Raw genomic sequence first — 15,180 nt, forward strand, 5'->3', positions numbered from 1 at the left:
CGGCTCGGCGTCAGAAGGCGCCCTCGGGGAGCTCCATGACCGAGAGGTCGACGGCCTCGGCGATCTGCCGCTCCGCGGTGACCTTCGGCAGCACCGTGCGGGCGAAGAACTGCGCCGCGGCGAGCTTGCCCTCGTAGAACTCCCGGTCGGCGTCGGAGACGTCGCCGCCGAGCTTCTCGAGCGCGACCTCGGCCTGGCGGAGCAGCAGCCACGCGCAGACGATGTCGCCGATCGCCATCAGCAGCCGGGTGGTGTTGAGCCCGACCTTGTAGATGTTGCGCACGTCGCCGTTCTCCTGGCCGGCGTCGGCGGACATCAGGTGGCCGATCATCGTGGCCACGATCGCGTTGCCGTCCTTGAGGGCGGTCGCGAGGAGCTCGCGCTCGACCTTGAGCCGCCCGTTGCCGGCCTCGCTCTTGACGAACTGCTCGATCTCCGAGGCGAGGTGGCCGAGGGCCTTCGCCTGGTCCTTGACGATCTTGCGGAAGAAGAAGTCCTGGCCCTGGATCGCGGTCGTGCCCTCGTAGAGGGTGTCGATCTTGGCGTCGCGGACGTACTGCTCGACCGGGTACTCCTGCAGGAAGCCGGAGCCGCCGAAGGTCTGCAGCGACTCGGTGCCCAGCAGCACCCACGAGCGCTCGGAGCCGTAGCCCTTCACGATCGGGAGCAGCAGGTCGTTGACCCGCTCGGCGAGCTCGTCCTTCTCGCCCCGGTGCTCGGCGAGCATGACCCGGTCCTGCCAGGTGGCCGTGTAGAGCACCAGCGCGCGGAGCGCCTCGGCGTACGACTTCTGCGTGAGCAGCGAGCGGCGTACGTCGGGGTGGTGGGTGATCGTGACGCGCGGCGCGGTCTTGTCCGACGCGCGGGTCAGGTCGGCGCCCTGGACGCGGCTCTTGGCGTACTCGAGCGCGTTGAGGTAGCCGGCCGAGAGCGTCGCGATCGCCTTCGTGCCGACCATCATGCGGGCGTTCTCGATGACCTGGAACATCTGCGCGATGCCGTCGTGGACCTCGCCGAGGAGGTAGCCGACGGCCGGCTCCTTCTCCCCGAAGGTCACCTCGCAGGTGTTCGAGACCTTGATCCCCATCTTCTTCTCGACGTTGGTGACGTGGGCGCCGTTGCGCTCCCCGGTCAGCTCGCCGGTCTCGAGGTCGAAGTGGAACTTCGGCACGATGAAGAGCGAGAGCCCCTTGGTGCCGGGACCGCCGACGCCCTCGATGCCCACCGGGCGGGCGAGGACGAGGTGGATGATGTTCTCGCTGAGGTCGTGCTCGGCGGAGGTGATGAACCGCTTCACGCCCTCGATGTGCCAGGTGCCGTCGTCCTGGAGGGTCGCCTTGGTGCGGCCTGCGCCGACGTCGGAGCCGGCGTCGGGCTCGGTGAGCACCATCGTGGCGCCCCACTCGCGCTCGACCATGATCTCGGCGATCCGCTGGTCGCGCTCGTTGCCGTTGCGCTGGACGATCGAGGCGAAGCTCGGACCGCAGGCGTACATCCAGACCGGGGCGTTCGCGCCGAGCACCAGCTCGGCGAGCGCCCAGTTGAGGCTGGAGGGGGCCGGCTGGCCGCCCAGCTCCGGCGGGAGCGAGAGCCGCCAGTACTCCGCGTCCATCCAGGCGCGGTAGGACTTCTTGAACGTCTCGGGCACCGGGGCGGTGCCGGTGGCCGGGTCGAAGACGGGCGGGTTGCGGTCGCTGTCCTCGTACGACGCCGCGAGCTCCTCGCGCGCCAGCCGGTCGACCTCGGCGAGGATCGAGCGGGCGGTGTCCACGTCCACGTCCTCGAACGGGCCGGAGCCCAGGACGTCCTGGCGACCGAGCACCTCGAAGAGGTTGAACTCGATGTCCCGCATGTTGCTCTTGTAGTGGCTCACGGCTGCACCTTCGTCGTACGTGGGTGGGACAGGGGCCGGCGTGCTGCTACCGGCCAGTAACTTCATTATGCGAAGTCCCCGTCGCGCACACAAGCACCGGGGTCGGGTGAGGACGGCGACAGCCCGAGCGGGTTTGGTGTCCCAGGACCCGGGAAACGCGACGAGCCCCCCACGCCGGTGGCGTGGGGGGCTCTCGAACGCGGGGTGGGTGCTAGTTCTTGAAGGCGTCCTTGAGCTTCTCGCCGGCCTGCTTGAGGTCGCTCTTGCTCTGGTCCTTCTTGCCCTCGGCCTCGAGCGACTCGTTGCCGACCGCGCCGCCGACCTTCTCCTTCGCCTGCCCGACGACGTTGTCGATCTTGTTGTTGGTCTTCTCGGTGTCGCCCATGGCTTCTCCTCCGCTCCTCGGGTGCTGACGAGGGAGGAGTACCCGGACCTGCGGCCCGTGAACACATGACGTACGACGCGGCCGAACAGGACTATGCGTATTACCTCGGTTATGCCTATCATCTAGGTAGACAAACTTGATCACCCGTCCTGCACCCCTGGGGGGAACCCGTGCGCAACCTCATCGTCCTGGGCTTCGTCGGCCTCGTCGCCCAGCTCATCGACGGCTCGCTCGGCATGGCCTACGGGGTCACGTCCTCGACGCTGCTCATCGCCACGGGGATCGCCCCGGCCGCCGCGAGCGCCGCGGTCCACTTCTCCGAGATCGGGACGACCCTGGTGTCGGGCATCGCCCACCACCGCCTCGGCAACGTCGACTGGCGGACGGTCAGCATCATCGCGGTGCCCGGCGGCATCGGCGCCTTCTTCGGCGCCACCTTCCTCTCCGGCCTCGACGGCGACACCGCCAAACCGTGGGTCGCCGGGATCCTGCTCGCGCTCGGTGTGTACGTGATCTGGCGGTTCCTCGTGCTGGGCGGCCGCCGCCCGCAGTTCAAGGGGCAGCTCACGAAGCGGTTCCTGGCGCCGCTCGGCCTGTTCGCCGGCGCGATGGACGCCATCGGTGGCGGTGGCTGGGGCCCGGTGGGCACCACCTCGCTGCTCTCCTCGGGCCGGCTCGAGCCGCGCAAGGTCGTCGGCTCGATCGACACCTCCGAGTTCCTCGTCGCCATCGGCGGCTCGCTCGGCTTCATCGTCGGGCTGGGCCACGCGGGCATCAACTTCGGGTACGCCGCCGCGCTGCTGGTCGGCGGTGTCATCGCCGCCCCGATCGCTGCCTGGCTGGTCAAGGTCCTCCCCGGCCGCGTGCTCGGCGTGGCCGCCGGCGGGCTGATCGTGCTCACCAACACCAAGACGATCGTCGAGTCCCTCGGCGGCAGCGGACGCACCGTCGGCGCCGTCGCGGCCCTGCTGTTCGTCGTCTGGGTCTCGCTCGTCGCGACCGCCGTCAAGCACGAGCGGATCGCGCGTGCCCGCGCCGCGGAGGAGGACGCGGAGCTGGTCGCCGCCTGATCGGGCCGCCGCTCTGAGACACTGGGCGGCGTGCGCGTCTCAGCCAAGTCCGACTACGCCCTCCGTGCCCTGATCGAGCTCTCCGCCCGGTCGGACGGATCACCGGTGAGCGCCGAGGAGCTGGGGCGCCTCCAGGAGATCCCCCACGGGTTCCTCCAGGCGATCCTCGCCGACCTCCGTCGAGCCGGGATCGTGCTCAGCCAGCGAGGGCAGGCAGGCGGCTGGAAGATGGCCCGGGACCCGCGCGACGTGACCGTCGCCGACGTCATCCGGGCGGTGGACGGCCCGCTCGTGAGCGTCCACGGGGTCCGGCCCGAGGCGGCGTCGTACAACGAGGCGGCGCAGGCGCTGCAGCTCGTCTGGATCGCGGCGCGCAGCAGCCTGCGCGAGGTCTGTGAGCAGGTCTCACTGCAGTCGCTCGCCGACGGCCGGCTGCCGCGGCCGGTCGCCGCCCGCACCAAGGACGAGGACGCCTGGCAGCCGCACTGACGGCGGGTCGGCGGGTCTCGTGCAGCTCGGCGTCCACCTGAGCCGTTACCTCGTCGAGGGCGGCCCCGCCGGCGTCCCGACCGCCCTCGCGGCGCTCGCCCGGGCCGCCGACGAGGCCGGCGTCGCCGTGCTGTCGGTGCCCGACCACGTCCTGCAGGTGCCGTACGTCGCGCCGGTCGGCGAGCCGGTCCTGGAGGGGTACTCCACCCTCGCCTTCCTCGCCGCGCACAGCGAGCGCGTCGAGCTCCAGCTCCTCGACGGCAGCATCGGCTACCGCCACCCGGCGCTGCTCGCACGCACGGTCGCCACCCTCGACGTGCTCTCCGGGGGGCGTGCGCGGCTCGGGACGGGAGCAGGCTGGTACGAGCGCGAGCACCGGGCCCTCGGCGCGCCGTTCCCGCCGCTGCGTGACCGGCTCGAGCTGCTCGACGAGGCGCTGCTGCTGATCCGCCGGATCTGGTCCGACGACGACGGCCCCTGGGAGGGCACCCACTACCCTCTCCCGGAGACGGTGTGCACGCCGCGGCCGTTGCGGCGGGTACCGGTCATGGTGTCCGGCGTCGACGAGCGGAAGGCGCTGCGACTCGTCGCCCGCCACGCCGACGCCTGCAGCATCTTCGCCGGGGGCGGCTCCGGCGCGGAGTTCGTCGCCGGGAAGCTCGCGGCGCTGCGGGCGCACTGCGAGCGCGAGGGCACGTCGTACGACGCGATCAGCCGTACCGTCCTGTGGACCGATCCCGTCGACGACCTGGCCGGGTTCACGACCTCGATGGCGGAGCTGGCCGACGTCGGTGTCCAGGAGGTGCACGTCGTGGCGGCCGAGCGCCCCTTGCAGCTGGTCCGCCGGCTGGGCGAGGTCGTCCCGGTCCTCGAGGCGCTCTGACGGCGCAGATGAGGAACCCCTCATCCGGCTCTCACGGACGACTCATGGCGGGGACCCAGAGTGGGGACAGTCAAGGAGGTCCGATCCCCACCGAACGGAGCGCACCATGTCGAAGACCCGCACCACCACCGCCGCCCTCGGCGCCGCCGCCCTCGTCGCCACGACGCTGGGCATGACCGCCGGCCCCGCTGCGGCGGACGGCAAGGACCGCGAGTTCCGCATCGGAGGCGCCCAGGTCGACTTCTCCGTCGAGAAGGACGATGGCCGCTTCGAGGTCGACGTGGACATCGATGACGCGCGGCCGGGCAGCAAGTGGCGGGTCGTTCTGTGGCACGACGGCAAGCGTTTCCACAAGAAGGTCCACCGGGCCGACCGCGAGGGTGACGTCGACATCGACAAGCGCCGCTCGAACACCAAGGGCAAGGACACATTCAAGGTCAAGGTCGAGAAGATCGGCGGCGGCGCGAAGTCGCGCACGATCGTGGTGCGCTGAGCCACCTGACCAGCCGTCATCCGGTGCAGCCGGTTCCTCGCCGAGCGCGGTCAGCACCCGACTGCACCGGAAGAGAGGGGCCGCTCAGCGGCGGAAGCTCCCGAAGAACGAGGCCTGGCCGCCGAGCATCGACTGCCCCACGGAGATGAACCCCTCGCCCTGGAGCCTGGGCTTGCACCGCCCGTACCCCTGGTAGCGGACGTCCTTCTGCTTGAACCCGGCGAACATCGACAGGCTCCCGTCGACGACGTGCGCACAGACCTCGCCGCGCGCCTTCGCGGTGATGACCTTGCCCGGCTGCACGGTGACGACGGCCTCGACCCGGGCCGGCTCGCAGGCCCCGAAGGTGGTCGGCAGCGTGCCGTCGGCCGCGCGCAGCGTGACGTCCATCGCGCCGCCGAGCGGGCCGGAGGTCGGGCCGTCGACGCGGAGGCTCGAGGTCGTGAGCTCCGGCGTGGCGTCGAACAGGCTGCGGTCGACGACCTCGGTGCGGGGCGCGGCGCCGGCGGCGGCCGGGAAGGCGGCGATGACGGCGGCGGCGGACGCGGTGGTCAGGGCGATACGGGCGAACATGGCTGCTCCTCGGTTCGTGCCGGGCCGCGCCCGGCTGTCTGGTGAGGCAGCCAGCGTCGGCGGGACCCCTTGAACCGGGGTTGCGCGCCTCTTGAACGACGGCTCAAGGTGCCGTCGGCCGCGCCCCCTCGTCGTCGACGGTCTCGACCACCGAGCCCACCTCGACCCGCCCGTCGGTGAGGACGTCGGCGCGGAGCCCGCCGCGGTGGATCAGGGCGCGCAGCGTGCCGGGGGCGGTGAGCCGCTCGAGGTGGGTGCAGGGCTCGCAGAGCCGCTGGCCGACGCACTCGACGTCGCCGATCCGGAACCGCCTGCCGACCAAGGCGTTGAGGTCGATGCCGCGGGTGACGACGTTGCGCCGCGCCTCGGCGTACCCGAGGGTGCCGCCGCCGGGGAGCCCCAGGTCGTCGAGGACCTCGGCCTCGACGAGGGTCAGGTCGTAGCCACGGACGGTCGGGTCGGCCGGGGTGAAGGTGCCGGCGCGGGCGGCGTACCGGTCGCCCTCCAGCCCGCGTCCGGCCAGCGCCGTCGCGGCCTCGACCACGCGCATCGGTGCGGTGGCCTCCCCTGCGAGGGCGAGCAGCTCGACGGTGCCGCGCAGGTGGGGGAGCGGCGAGGAGGTCGACGGGAGGAGGGCCGGGTCGAGGCCGGCGACGACGTACCCCTGGCGGACGGGCAGCGCGGCGGACGCCGCACCGAGCAGCCCGGGGTCCTGAGGGCTCAGCACGACGCCGGAGGGCGTGCCGAACATCAGCACGACCGTCGGGTCGGCCTCGCCGTCGAGGACCGCCACCCAGTAGCCGGGCCAGTTGAACGTCGCGGGCGCGGCGATCGGCACCAGCCCGGTGCCGCGGCCGGCGAGCCAGCTGCGCCAGTGCGCCACCGCCCCGCGCAGGTCCGCGTCGGGGAGCGGCACCTGGTCGACCGGGGTCTCGAGGGCCGACGCCAGGCACGCGGTGAAGGAGCGTACGGCGGCCGGCGCGGCGGAGTCGGGGAGCTCGACGTCGATCACGGAGGCCTCCTCAGCCCGTCACCCGGACGACCCACTCGACCAGCGGCCGGGCGGCCCGCCAGTCGCGGCGCACCTCGTCGAGGAGCTCGGGCTTGTGGACGATCTCGTCGAAGCCGTACGAGCGGCTCATCGCGAGCGACTTGTGGCGCAGCAGCTCGATGCGGGGGTGGTCGGCGGGCCAGCCGCGGGGCGAGGTCTTCAGCTGCTCGCCGCCACGGGTCCAGCCCCGCCGTTCGAGGCCGCGGAGGATCCGCTCGAGCTCCGGCCCGGTGAGGTCGTGGGCGACGGCCGCCCGGAACGCCGCCAGCCGGTCCGCCTCGGCGTGGTAGAACCCCGCGCCGACCCGGACGCCCGGTGCCCCCACCTCGACGTACCACCCCGTCGCCGGCCCGGCGGCGACGAAGGCGCCCTGGTGGTCCTTGTACGGCGTCTTGTCCTTGGAGAACCGCACGTCCCGGTAGGGGCGGAACACCTTCGCCGGGCCGAACTCGTCGGCCAGCGCGTCGGTCAATGCGACCATCGGGCCGCGCACCGCCTCGTCGTACACGTGCTTGTGCGCGCTCCAGAACGAGCGGGTGTTGTCGAGCTCGAGGTCGTCGTAGAAGTCGAGTGCAGCAACGGGAAAGCCGGCGAACGCCATGGCGCCGACCCTAGGTGAGCCCCGGTCGTGTCTCGTGTGCCACCTTCGGTTGAGGTCGCGGCACGGGGAGGAGAAGGATCGGAGGTGGAAGGGAGAAGCCATGACCAGCACCAGCTCTTCCCGCAAGGTCGTCGTCGCGTACGACGGCTCGCCGGACGCCGACCTCGGTCTGGACTGGGCCGTCGAGCACGCGCGGGCGCGGCACCTGTCGCTCGAGGTGCTCGCCGCGTGGGGCGACCTGACCTACCTCCCCGAGAGGGCGTCGAGCGACGCCGAGCCGCTCGTCCGCTCCTGGCTCGACCGAGCGGCCGCACGGCTGGAGACGGCCGGGGCGACGGACTGGACGACCACCGCGACCGCCGAGAAGGTCGTGCCCGAGCTCCTCGAACGGAGCAGGGACGCGTCGATGGTCGTCCTCGGCGCCCGCGGCCACAGCCTGATCGGCGGCATGCTCCTGGGGTCGGTGAGCCAGCACGTCACCCGGCACGCCGCGTGCCCGGTCGTCGTGGTGCGCGGTCACACCCCGCTGCGGCGTCGCGTCGTGGTCGGCGTCGACGGGTCCCAGGGGGCACGGCGGGCCCTGGAGCTCGCGTTCGAGGAGGCCGACCGCACCGGCTCGACGCTCGTCGCCGTGCACGGCATGGACGTCTCGGCGGTGCACGGTCCGTGGGACGTCACCGTCGCCCCGCACGTCGCCGAGGAGATCGACGCGGGCCGCCGGCTCCTCGCCGAGGCCGTCGCCGGCCACCGTGAGCAGCACCCCGACGTCGAGGTCGAGCTGCTCGCCGTTCCGGTGCCCGCGGTCCGGGCGCTCGCCGACGCCTCGAGCACCGCGTCGCTGGTCGTCGTCGGCACCCGCGGACGCGGCGGCTTCGTCGGGCTCCTGCTCGGCTCGGTCAGCGCGACCGTGCTCCAGCACGCGACGTGCCCGGTGATGGTGGTGCGGTGAGCTCGCCGGATCGGAGCGGATGACGGGAATCGAACCCGCATTCTGAGCTTGGGAAGCTCATGTTCTGCCATTGAACTACATCCGCATGGCCTGAGGCCGGTCAGATAGTACCTGACCTCCTCGGGCCCGGATCACCGCGGCGTGCCCGTCGCCTCCGCGGTCGGCAGGGGCGGCCTCTGGAGGGTGGGGTACTTCGCGGCCAGCAGGTCGCCCGACGAACGGCCGGTCAGCCGGCGCTGCACCCACGGGGCCGCGTGCGCCCGCGCCCAGGCGACGTCGGCCTGCCGCCGCTGCGCCGCGGTGAGCGGCGGCAGCTCGGGCAGCGGGTCGAGCCGCAGGTCGTGGGCGACGCCGAGCCGGTCGAGGACCGTCGCAGCCATGTGCCGGTGGCCCAGTGTCGACATGTGGATCCGGTCGACGTCCCACATCCGCGGGTCGCGGTACTCCCGCAGCCGCCAGAAGTCGACGAGCGTCGCGTCGAGCTCCTCGGCGACCTCCCGGACCAGCTCGTTGTAGATCGCGACCCGCCCCCGGAGCCGCCCGAAGACCGGGGCCCAGCCGAGGTCGAACCCGGTGAAGAGCACCAGGTGGGCCCCGGCGGCCCGGACCTTCGCCAGCCCCTCGGCGTACGCCGTCACGATCGCGTCGACGTCGACCGCGGGGCGCAGGATGTCGTTGCCGCCGACGTACGCGCTCACCAGGTCGGGGCCGAGCGCGACCGCCGCGTCGACCTGCTCGTCGAGGAAGCCGCGCATCTTGCGGCCGCGGATCGCGAGGTTGGCGTAGCGGAGCTCCGGGTCGGCCTGGCCGAGGACCTCGGCGACGCGGTCGGCCCAGCCGCGGACGCCGTTCGGGCGGGACGGGTCGGGGTCGCCGACGCCCTCGGTGAAGGAGTCCCCGACGGCGACGTAGGCACGGTAGGTCGGCACCGACCCATTGTCCTCGGGGGCTGGTGAGCCCGCCGGTAGGGTGCCCCACGTGCTGCTCTCCGACCGCGACATCACCGCCGAGCTCGACAAGGGCCGGGTTGCCCTGGAGCCGTTCGACCCGGCGATGATCCAGCCGTCCAGCATCGACGTGCGGCTCGACCGGTTCTTCCGGGTGTTCGAGAACCACCGGTACCCGCACATCGACCCCGCCGAGGACCAGCCCGAGCTCACCCGTCAGGTCGAGCCGGAGGGGGAGGAGCCGTTCATCCTGCACCCGGGGGAGTTCGTGCTCGGGTCGACGTACGAGGTGGTCACGCTGCCCGACGACGTCGCCGCCCGGCTCGAGGGGAAGTCGTCGCTGGGCCGCCTGGGGCTGCTGACCCACTCGACCGCCGGCTTCATCGACCCCGGGTTCTCCGGCCACGTCACCCTCGAGCTGGCCAACGTCGCGAACCTGCCGATCAAGCTGTGGCCCGGGATGAAGATCGGCCAGCTGTGCTTCTTCCGGCTGTCGTCGCCGGCGGAGCACCCGTACGGGTCGGCGAAGTACGGCTCGCGCTACCAGGGCCAGCGGGGCCCGACGCCGTCCCGGTCGTCCCAGTCCTTCCACCGGACCCCCATCACCTGACCGGTCTTCGTCGCTGGTGTGTCGAGCCGCCCTTCGTGGCGCGCGGTCTGGTGTCGAACCGCCCTTCGTGGCGCGCATCCTGGGTGTCGAGCCGCCCCTCGTGGCGCGCGGTCTGGTGTCGAGCCGCCCTTCGTGGCGCGCGCCGGAGCCCGTCAGGGCGCGGCGGTGAGCTGGCGCAGGTAGACGTCGCCCGTCGCGGTCCGGGCCGTGACCGCCACGTGCGGCTGGCCGGGGGCCGGCTTCCCGAGGGGCGCCAGGTCCGAGACGATCCGACCGGTGCCGGTGGTGATGTCGGTCCACACCGGGGTCGACTCCGGCACGCCGACGCGGATGTCGCCGAACCCGTTCTTGAACGTCGCCTCGCCGTTGGTGAACCGGCCGATGCCCAGGTCGCCCGTGCCGCTTCGGACCGCCACCTTCCCGTCGACCTCACCGAGCGTGACGTCGCCGGTGCCGGTGGTGAGCCTGGCGTCGCCGTGGACGTGCTCGACGGCGACCGTGCCGGCTCCGGTCTTCAGCTGGCCGCCGCCGCTGAGCTCGCGCACGCGGATCGCGCCGGCACCGGACTTCACGACCGCGGAGCCGAGCACCTGGTCGAGCACGACGTCGCCCGCCCCCACGGCGAAGCGGACGTGCTCGAGGGCGCCGGTGGTGGTGAGGTCGCCGGCGCCCAGCTTGCCGGTCAGCGAGCTGCGGCGGGGGAGGCGTACGTCGACGTCGACCGGTGCCGGCGGCCGGTGGAACCCGGCCCTTCGCGGACCCTTGACGACCACGCGGTCACCCTCGGTCTCCACCGTGACCGCGGCGGCCTCGACGCCCTCCACCCGGACGACGACCTGGTCGGTGTCGTCCGTGGTCACGGCGAGCCGTGCGCTCTGGAGGTCGACGTGGAGCTGGCGCGGCCCGTCGGCCGGGAACTCGTGCTGCATCGGGGACTCCTCTGGTGGGTGGGTCAGATCCAGCCCGACATGCGGCGGCTGGGGCGGTCGGCGGAGAACGGGATGCTCGAGACGTCCATGTCGAACGCCGTCGTGCCGCGCTGCGTCGCGGCGCGCACGGCCTGCACGATCCAGTTGTTGAGCGAGTGGCCGGTCGCGCTGGCGAGCTCCTCGGCGCGGGACTTCACCGACTCGGGGAGCCGGAGCGTGATCCGGGCGACCGGACCGTCCTCGGGATCCGCCGGCTCCGCCGACGTGGGCGGGGGCGGCTCGGGCAGGTCGACCACCATCTCCGGGTCGCGGCCCTGGAGGCGTACCTCGACCGTGCCGCTCGGGAGCTCGGCGGTCACCTCGGCAGCGGCCTGGGAGAGCACCTCGAGCACGAGCAGCCGGACCGACGGTTCGAGCGCCACGAGCATCCGCTCGGCGCCAGCACGCATCTCGGGCCCCCCGATCTCGGCTGCGGCGAGGAGGTCGCGGCGGAGACTCTCGGCGTACGGCGTGATGTCCATGTGCACCACTATGACACCACTGTGGTGTCACCACAAGGTCAAACGGCGGCAAGGTGGTGTCGGCGGATGTCGAGCCGCCCTTCGTGGCGCGGCTCGAACGGTCAGACCCGCGCAGGTGGACGAGCTTTCGCGCGTCCGGCCGTAGATGGCGTCAAGGCTCGTTCACGTGCGTGACCCCCGGCACGCCACGAAGGGCGGTTCAACGCCCAGGACGCGCGCCACGAGGGGCGGTTCGACGTGGAAGAGGCGGTCAGGCGGCCTGGGGAGACCCGGTCGGGGTGAAGTCCGACGTCGCCACGAAGGACGAGAGCAGCGCCTGCTCCTTGCGCATGGCGGCGGCGATCGCGGGGTGGTCGCGGTTCGCCTCGAGGATCTGGCGTACGCCGGTCAGCCGCTTCGCGACCTTCTCGTACGCCGAACGCACGTCATGGGCCAGGTCGCCGTCACCGACCTCGATCGCCACGTAGACCGCGCCGGCCAGGGCGTGGCGCCACTCCGCCTGGAGCTCGCGGAGGACCGCCCCCTCGTCGGCGTAGAAGTGCAGCACGTCGGGGTCGGCCCGCCACGGGGCCTCGACCATCCCGGTGTCCACGGCCGCGCGGACCATGTCCAGGAGTGCGGTGCGCTGGCGACGTCGGGTGATGCCGGAACGCCACATGAGTCCTCCTCGGAGCCGGTGCTCGCCTTGTCCTCCCAGTTGGCGGCGCAAGCGCCTCGGCAGATCCCGTGTCCCGCCGGCCTCTCCCGTGGCCGGCCCCGAGTGGGCGGAGCTGCTGCGCCGTAAATCCCCGGAGGGTGTGGCCCGAAACACGACGGCGGGGCACCCCTGAGGGGCGCCCCGCCGTCGGGCGAGGGTCGGCTCAGAGGGAGCCGATCAGCAGCGGACCGTCGTCGCCGTCCTCCTTCTTGGCCTCCGGCGCGGGCTCCTGCTTCGGCTCCTCCGCCGGCTTCTCCGCGGCCGGCTCCGGAGCCGGCTCCGGCTCGGGCTCGCTCTTCGCCACCGGCTCCGGCGCCGCCTCGGGCTCCGGCTCCGGCTTCGACCCGGCCACCGGCGCCGCCGCAGCCGCCGCGGGCGCCGACGTCGAGACGGTCTCCGCCGTCACCGGCTCGGAGACCCCGGAGTCGGAGTTGAGCGCACCGGCGAGCTCCTGCTTGATCTCGGCCAGCACCTCCGCCTTCAGCTCCGCCTTGAGCTTGGTCTTGAACTCGCTGATGTCCACCTCGTCACCTTCCAGAATCGATTCAACGTCCAGCCCCGACCACGTCTCCGCGACGGTCGCCTGTCCTGCGGGGAGCTCGATGCGCAGGGCTGCCGTGCCCGCCGCGACGGTCGCGCCCACCGCGGCAGCCGCGTGCGCCCCTGACGGGGCCGAGTGAGCTGAGGGAGCCGACGGCTCCGACGACGCGGCCGGCTGCGTCGACGGGTCGTCGACCCCCGGCGCCGCCTCCTCGCGCTCGTTCGCCGGCTCGGTCTGCTCCTCGCCGAGCCGGTCGGGCGCCTGCTCCGGGTCCTCGGTGCCGTCGTGGCGGACGGTCAGCGGGATGCCGGCGTCGTCGGCCTCCTCGTCACCGGTCTCGGTGCTGTCCTCCGGCGCCTCGGGGGCCCGCTTCACCGACGCGAGCAGCATCTGCGCGACGTCGAGGACCTCGACCTCCTCGCGCGCCTCGCCCTTCGCCTGCAGCGCGGTGAGCCCGTCGGAGAGCATCACGCGGCAGAACGGGCACGCGACGGCGATCTGGTCCGCCCCGGTGCCGACGGCCTCGGTCGTGCGGTTCACGTTGATCCGCTCGCCGATGCGCTCCTCCATCCACATGCGGGCGCCACCGGCGCCGCAGCAGAACGAGCGGTCGCCGCTGCGCTCCATCTCCTTGAACTCGGTCGAGGGGATGACCTCGAGCAGCTCGCGCGGCGGCTCGTAGACCTTGTTGTGACGCCCGATGTAGCAGGGGTCGTGGTAGGTCACCGACCGCTTCGGCCCACCGTTCGCGGCGACCGGCGTCAGCTTGCCCTCGCGGACGAGCCGGTTGAGCAGCTGGGTGTGGTGCACGACCTCGAGCTCGACACCGAACTGGGAGTACTCGTTCTTGAGCGTGTTGAAGCAGTGCGCACAGGTGGAGACGACCTTCTTGACCTTCGTCTCCTTGAACATCTCGGCGTTCTGCATCGCGAGCTGCTGGAAGATGAACTCGTTGCCGGCACGCCGGGCGGGGTCGCCGGAGCAGGTCTCCCCGTTGCCCAGCACGCCGAACGAGACGTCGGCCAGGTCGAGCAGCTCCGCCACCGCACGGGTGGTCTTCTTCGCCCGGTCCTCGTAGGCGCCGGCGCAGCCGACCCAGAACAGCCAGTCGACCTCGTCGAGCGACTCGATGTCCTCGCCGACGACCTTGACGTCGAAGGGCAGGTCCTGCGCCCACTCGAGCCGGCTGTTCGGCGACATGTTCCAGGGGTTGCCCTTGTTCTCCAGCCCCTTGAAGAGGCCGTTGAGCTCGGACGGGAAGCTCGACTCGATGAGCACCTGGTAGCGCCGCATGTCGACGATGTGGTCGACGTGCTCGATGTCGACGGGGCACTGCTGGACGCAGGCGCCACAGCTGGTGCAGGACCAGAGGACGTCCTCGTCGATCACCGCGCCGGCGTCCGGAGCCCACGCCGGGCCCTCGGTCGAGCCGACCAGCGGCCGCTCGGCCTCGGCCTTGACGAGGTCGGGCAGCGAGGTGCGCTGCTCCTCCGAGGCCAGGAGGTACGGCGCCTTGGCGTGCGCGTGGTCGCGGAGGTTGAGGATCACCATCTTGGGCGACAGCGGCTTGTCGGTGTTCCACGCCGGGCACTGGCTCTGGCAGCGGCCGCACTCGGTGCAGGTGTTGAAGTCGAGGATCCCCTTCCAGGCGAAGTCCTCGATCTTCCCGACACCCATCGCGGTGTCCTCGTCCATCTCGTCGACCATCTCGAGGTCGAACGGCTTGCCGTCGATGACGATCGGCTTCAGGGCACCGAGGGCGTTGCTGCCGTCGGCCTCGCGCTTGAACCAGATGTTGAAGAACGCGAGGAACCGGTGCCACGCCACGCCCATGTTGGCGTTGAGCGAGATCACGATCATCCAGGTGAACGAGATGACGATCTTGATCATCGCGACGAGCAGGACCAGGTTCTCCAGGGTGCCGACCGACAGGTCGGCGAAGAGCTCGCCGGCCCAGGCCGTGAACGGGAAGTGGAGCAGCGAGGCGTCGTCGGAGTCGCCGTTCTTCGCGAGCGCGTACTCGAGGAACCGCAGCAGCAGGATGCAGATGCCGACGGTGAGGATCACCGTCTCCACGAAGTAGCCCCACCACATCCGCGAGCCGAAGAACCGCCCGGCCTCGCCGCGGGCACGCTCCTTCGGGCGGGTCGCGCGGTAGACGATGAACGGCACGATCGCCACGATCATCATCCAGGCGAAGACCTCGGTCACCCACTCGAACGGCGGGAAGTGGCCGATCAGCGGCAGGATGAAGTGCGGGTCGAAGAGCTGCCCGAACGCGTTGACCAGCGTGAAGAACAGCAACCCGAAGCCGACCATGATGAACCAGTGGGCGGCGCCCACCCGCGTCCACTGCAGCATCCGGGTGTGGCCGAGCGTCTCCTTGACCAGCGTCTTGGTGCGCTGGGCCGGCTCGTTCGTACGGTCGATCGGCTGGCCGATCCGGACCACCGCCAGGATCTTCCGGATGGCCCGGACGAACAACGCGATGCCGACGGCCGTGAAGGCCAGCGACACCACGATGGCGACGACTTGCAAAGTCTGCGACATGGGGCTCCTCGCCGAGGA

16 protein-coding genes and 1 tRNA gene are annotated in these 15,180 nt (G+C 71.8%); 6 read left to right on the plus strand and 11 right to left on the minus strand.

All coding sequences use genetic code 11. The features are described from left to right. Positions 1-10: 10 nt before the first annotated feature. Both FIP57_RS11715 and FIP57_RS11720 read right to left on the minus strand, forming a co-directional pair. Positions 11-1,873, minus strand: a complete 1,863-nt coding sequence (locus FIP57_RS11715) for an acyl-CoA dehydrogenase (protein WP_148573663.1) — start codon at positions 1,871-1,873, stop codon at positions 11-13. A 211-nt stretch (positions 1,874-2,084) separates the two neighbouring features. After that, positions 2,085-2,258 (minus strand): CsbD family protein, encoded by a 174-nt coding sequence (locus FIP57_RS11720; protein WP_148573664.1) that lies wholly within the window; start codon positions 2,256-2,258, stop codon positions 2,085-2,087. Positions 2,259-2,428: 170 nt separating this feature from the next. On the opposite strand from FIP57_RS11720, the gene FIP57_RS11725 reads away from it, so the two are divergent. From FIP57_RS11725 to FIP57_RS11740, 4 genes are all read left to right on the plus strand, one after another. After that, positions 2,429-3,328: a sulfite exporter TauE/SafE family protein gene (locus tag FIP57_RS11725; protein ID WP_148573665.1), complete on the plus strand. Its 900-nt coding sequence runs from the start codon at positions 2,429-2,431 to the stop codon at positions 3,326-3,328. A gap of 30 nt (positions 3,329-3,358) precedes the next feature. Beyond that, complete coding sequence (locus FIP57_RS11730; RefSeq protein ID WP_148573666.1) at positions 3,359-3,817, plus strand: RrF2 family transcriptional regulator; 459 nt, start codon at positions 3,359-3,361, stop codon at positions 3,815-3,817. Positions 3,818-3,836: 19 nt separating this feature from the next. Then, complete coding sequence (locus FIP57_RS11735; RefSeq protein ID WP_162529781.1) at positions 3,837-4,700, plus strand: LLM class flavin-dependent oxidoreductase; 864 nt, start codon at positions 3,837-3,839, stop codon at positions 4,698-4,700. Positions 4,701-4,806: 106 nt separating this feature from the next. After that, positions 4,807-5,193, plus strand: a complete 387-nt coding sequence (locus tag FIP57_RS11740) for a hypothetical protein (RefSeq protein ID WP_148573668.1) — start codon at positions 4,807-4,809, stop codon at positions 5,191-5,193. 84 nt (positions 5,194-5,277) lie between these two features. On the opposite strand, the gene FIP57_RS11745 is transcribed toward FIP57_RS11740, so the two are convergent. From FIP57_RS11745 to FIP57_RS11755, 3 genes are all read right to left on the minus strand, one after another. Next, positions 5,278-5,766 carry a hypothetical protein gene (locus FIP57_RS11745; RefSeq protein WP_148573669.1) on the minus strand — a complete coding sequence of 163 codons (489 nt, stop codon included), beginning with the start codon at positions 5,764-5,766 and terminating at the stop codon, positions 5,278-5,280. A gap of 103 nt (positions 5,767-5,869) precedes the next feature. After that, the gene (locus FIP57_RS23655) at positions 5,870-6,778 is read right to left on the minus strand and encodes an MOSC domain-containing protein (RefSeq protein ID WP_203231187.1); all 909 of its coding nucleotides are present in this window, start codon (positions 6,776-6,778) and stop codon (positions 5,870-5,872) included. 10 nt (positions 6,779-6,788) lie between these two features. Beyond that, positions 6,789-7,418 carry a DUF2461 domain-containing protein gene (locus tag FIP57_RS11755; protein ID WP_148573670.1) on the minus strand — a complete coding sequence of 210 codons (630 nt, stop codon included), beginning with the start codon at positions 7,416-7,418 and terminating at the stop codon, positions 6,789-6,791. Between the two features lie 100 nt (positions 7,419-7,518). Here FIP57_RS11755 and FIP57_RS11760 point away from each other — a divergent pair, with 100 nt between their 5' ends. Beyond that, positions 7,519-8,367, plus strand: coding sequence for a universal stress protein (locus tag FIP57_RS11760; protein WP_162529782.1), 849 nt, complete (start codon positions 7,519-7,521; stop codon positions 8,365-8,367). Between the two features lie 14 nt (positions 8,368-8,381). Here FIP57_RS11760 and FIP57_RS11765 read toward each other — a convergent pair. Continuing rightward, positions 8,382-8,452: transfer RNA gene (locus FIP57_RS11765), tRNA-Gly, on the minus strand. A 46-nt stretch (positions 8,453-8,498) separates the two neighbouring features. Beyond that, positions 8,499-9,296 (minus strand): SGNH/GDSL hydrolase family protein, encoded by a 798-nt coding sequence (locus tag FIP57_RS11770; protein WP_238993416.1) that lies wholly within the window; start codon positions 9,294-9,296, stop codon positions 8,499-8,501. Between the two features lie 49 nt (positions 9,297-9,345). Between FIP57_RS11770 and dcd the strand changes: the two genes are divergently transcribed. After that, a complete protein-coding gene (dcd, locus tag FIP57_RS11775) occupies positions 9,346-9,924 on the plus strand; it encodes a dCTP deaminase (RefSeq protein ID WP_148573673.1) in 579 nt (192 codons plus the stop codon). A gap of 152 nt (positions 9,925-10,076) precedes the next feature. On the opposite strand, the gene FIP57_RS11780 is transcribed toward dcd, so the two are convergent. The 4 genes from FIP57_RS11780 to FIP57_RS11795 form a co-directional block, all read right to left on the minus strand. Then, positions 10,077-10,853: a DUF4097 family beta strand repeat-containing protein gene (locus FIP57_RS11780; protein ID WP_148573674.1), complete on the minus strand. Its 777-nt coding sequence runs from the start codon at positions 10,851-10,853 to the stop codon at positions 10,077-10,079. Between the two features lie 23 nt (positions 10,854-10,876). Further along, positions 10,877-11,374, minus strand: a complete 498-nt coding sequence (locus FIP57_RS11785; protein WP_148573675.1) for a toxin-antitoxin system HicB family antitoxin — start codon at positions 11,372-11,374, stop codon at positions 10,877-10,879. 250 nt (positions 11,375-11,624) lie between these two features. After that, positions 11,625-12,032, minus strand: a complete 408-nt coding sequence (locus tag FIP57_RS11790) for a hypothetical protein (RefSeq protein ID WP_148573676.1) — start codon at positions 12,030-12,032, stop codon at positions 11,625-11,627. 202 nt (positions 12,033-12,234) lie between these two features. Beyond that, positions 12,235-15,162 (minus strand): (Fe-S)-binding protein, encoded by a 2,928-nt coding sequence (locus FIP57_RS11795; protein WP_238993417.1) that lies wholly within the window; start codon positions 15,160-15,162, stop codon positions 12,235-12,237. Positions 15,163-15,180 lie beyond the last annotated feature (18 nt).

Origin of the sequence: Nocardioides caldifontis (assembly GCF_008087345.1) — a bacterium.
GTDB classification, from domain to species: Bacteria; Actinomycetota; Actinomycetes; order Propionibacteriales; family Nocardioidaceae; genus Marmoricola_A; species Marmoricola_A caldifontis.

Bases quoted from the DNA above. Each gene is read 5' to 3' on its own strand.
- FIP57_RS11790 (WP_148573676.1), bottom strand. From the start codon at position 12,032: ATGTGGCGTTCCGGCATCACCCGACGTCGCCAGCGCACCGCACTCCTG.
- FIP57_RS11740 (WP_148573668.1), top strand. From the start codon at position 4,807: ATGTCGAAGACCCGCACCACCACCGCCGCCCTCGGCGCCGCCGCCCTC.
- FIP57_RS11780 (WP_148573674.1), bottom strand. From the start codon at position 10,853: ATGCAGCACGAGTTCCCGGCCGACGGGCCGCGCCAGCTCCACGTCGAC.
- FIP57_RS11745 (WP_148573669.1), bottom strand. From the start codon at position 5,766: ATGTTCGCCCGTATCGCCCTGACCACCGCGTCCGCCGCCGCCGTCATC.
- FIP57_RS11795 (WP_238993417.1), bottom strand. From the start codon at position 15,162: ATGTCGCAGACTTTGCAAGTCGTCGCCATCGTGGTGTCGCTGGCCTTC.
- FIP57_RS11720 (WP_148573664.1), bottom strand. From the start codon at position 2,258: ATGGGCGACACCGAGAAGACCAACAACAAGATCGACAACGTCGTCGGG.
- FIP57_RS11785 (WP_148573675.1), bottom strand. From the start codon at position 11,374: ATGGACATCACGCCGTACGCCGAGAGTCTCCGCCGCGACCTCCTCGCC.
- FIP57_RS11760 (WP_162529782.1), top strand. From the start codon at position 7,519: ATGACCAGCACCAGCTCTTCCCGCAAGGTCGTCGTCGCGTACGACGGC.
- FIP57_RS11755 (WP_148573670.1), bottom strand. From the start codon at position 7,418: ATGGCGTTCGCCGGCTTTCCCGTTGCTGCACTCGACTTCTACGACGAC.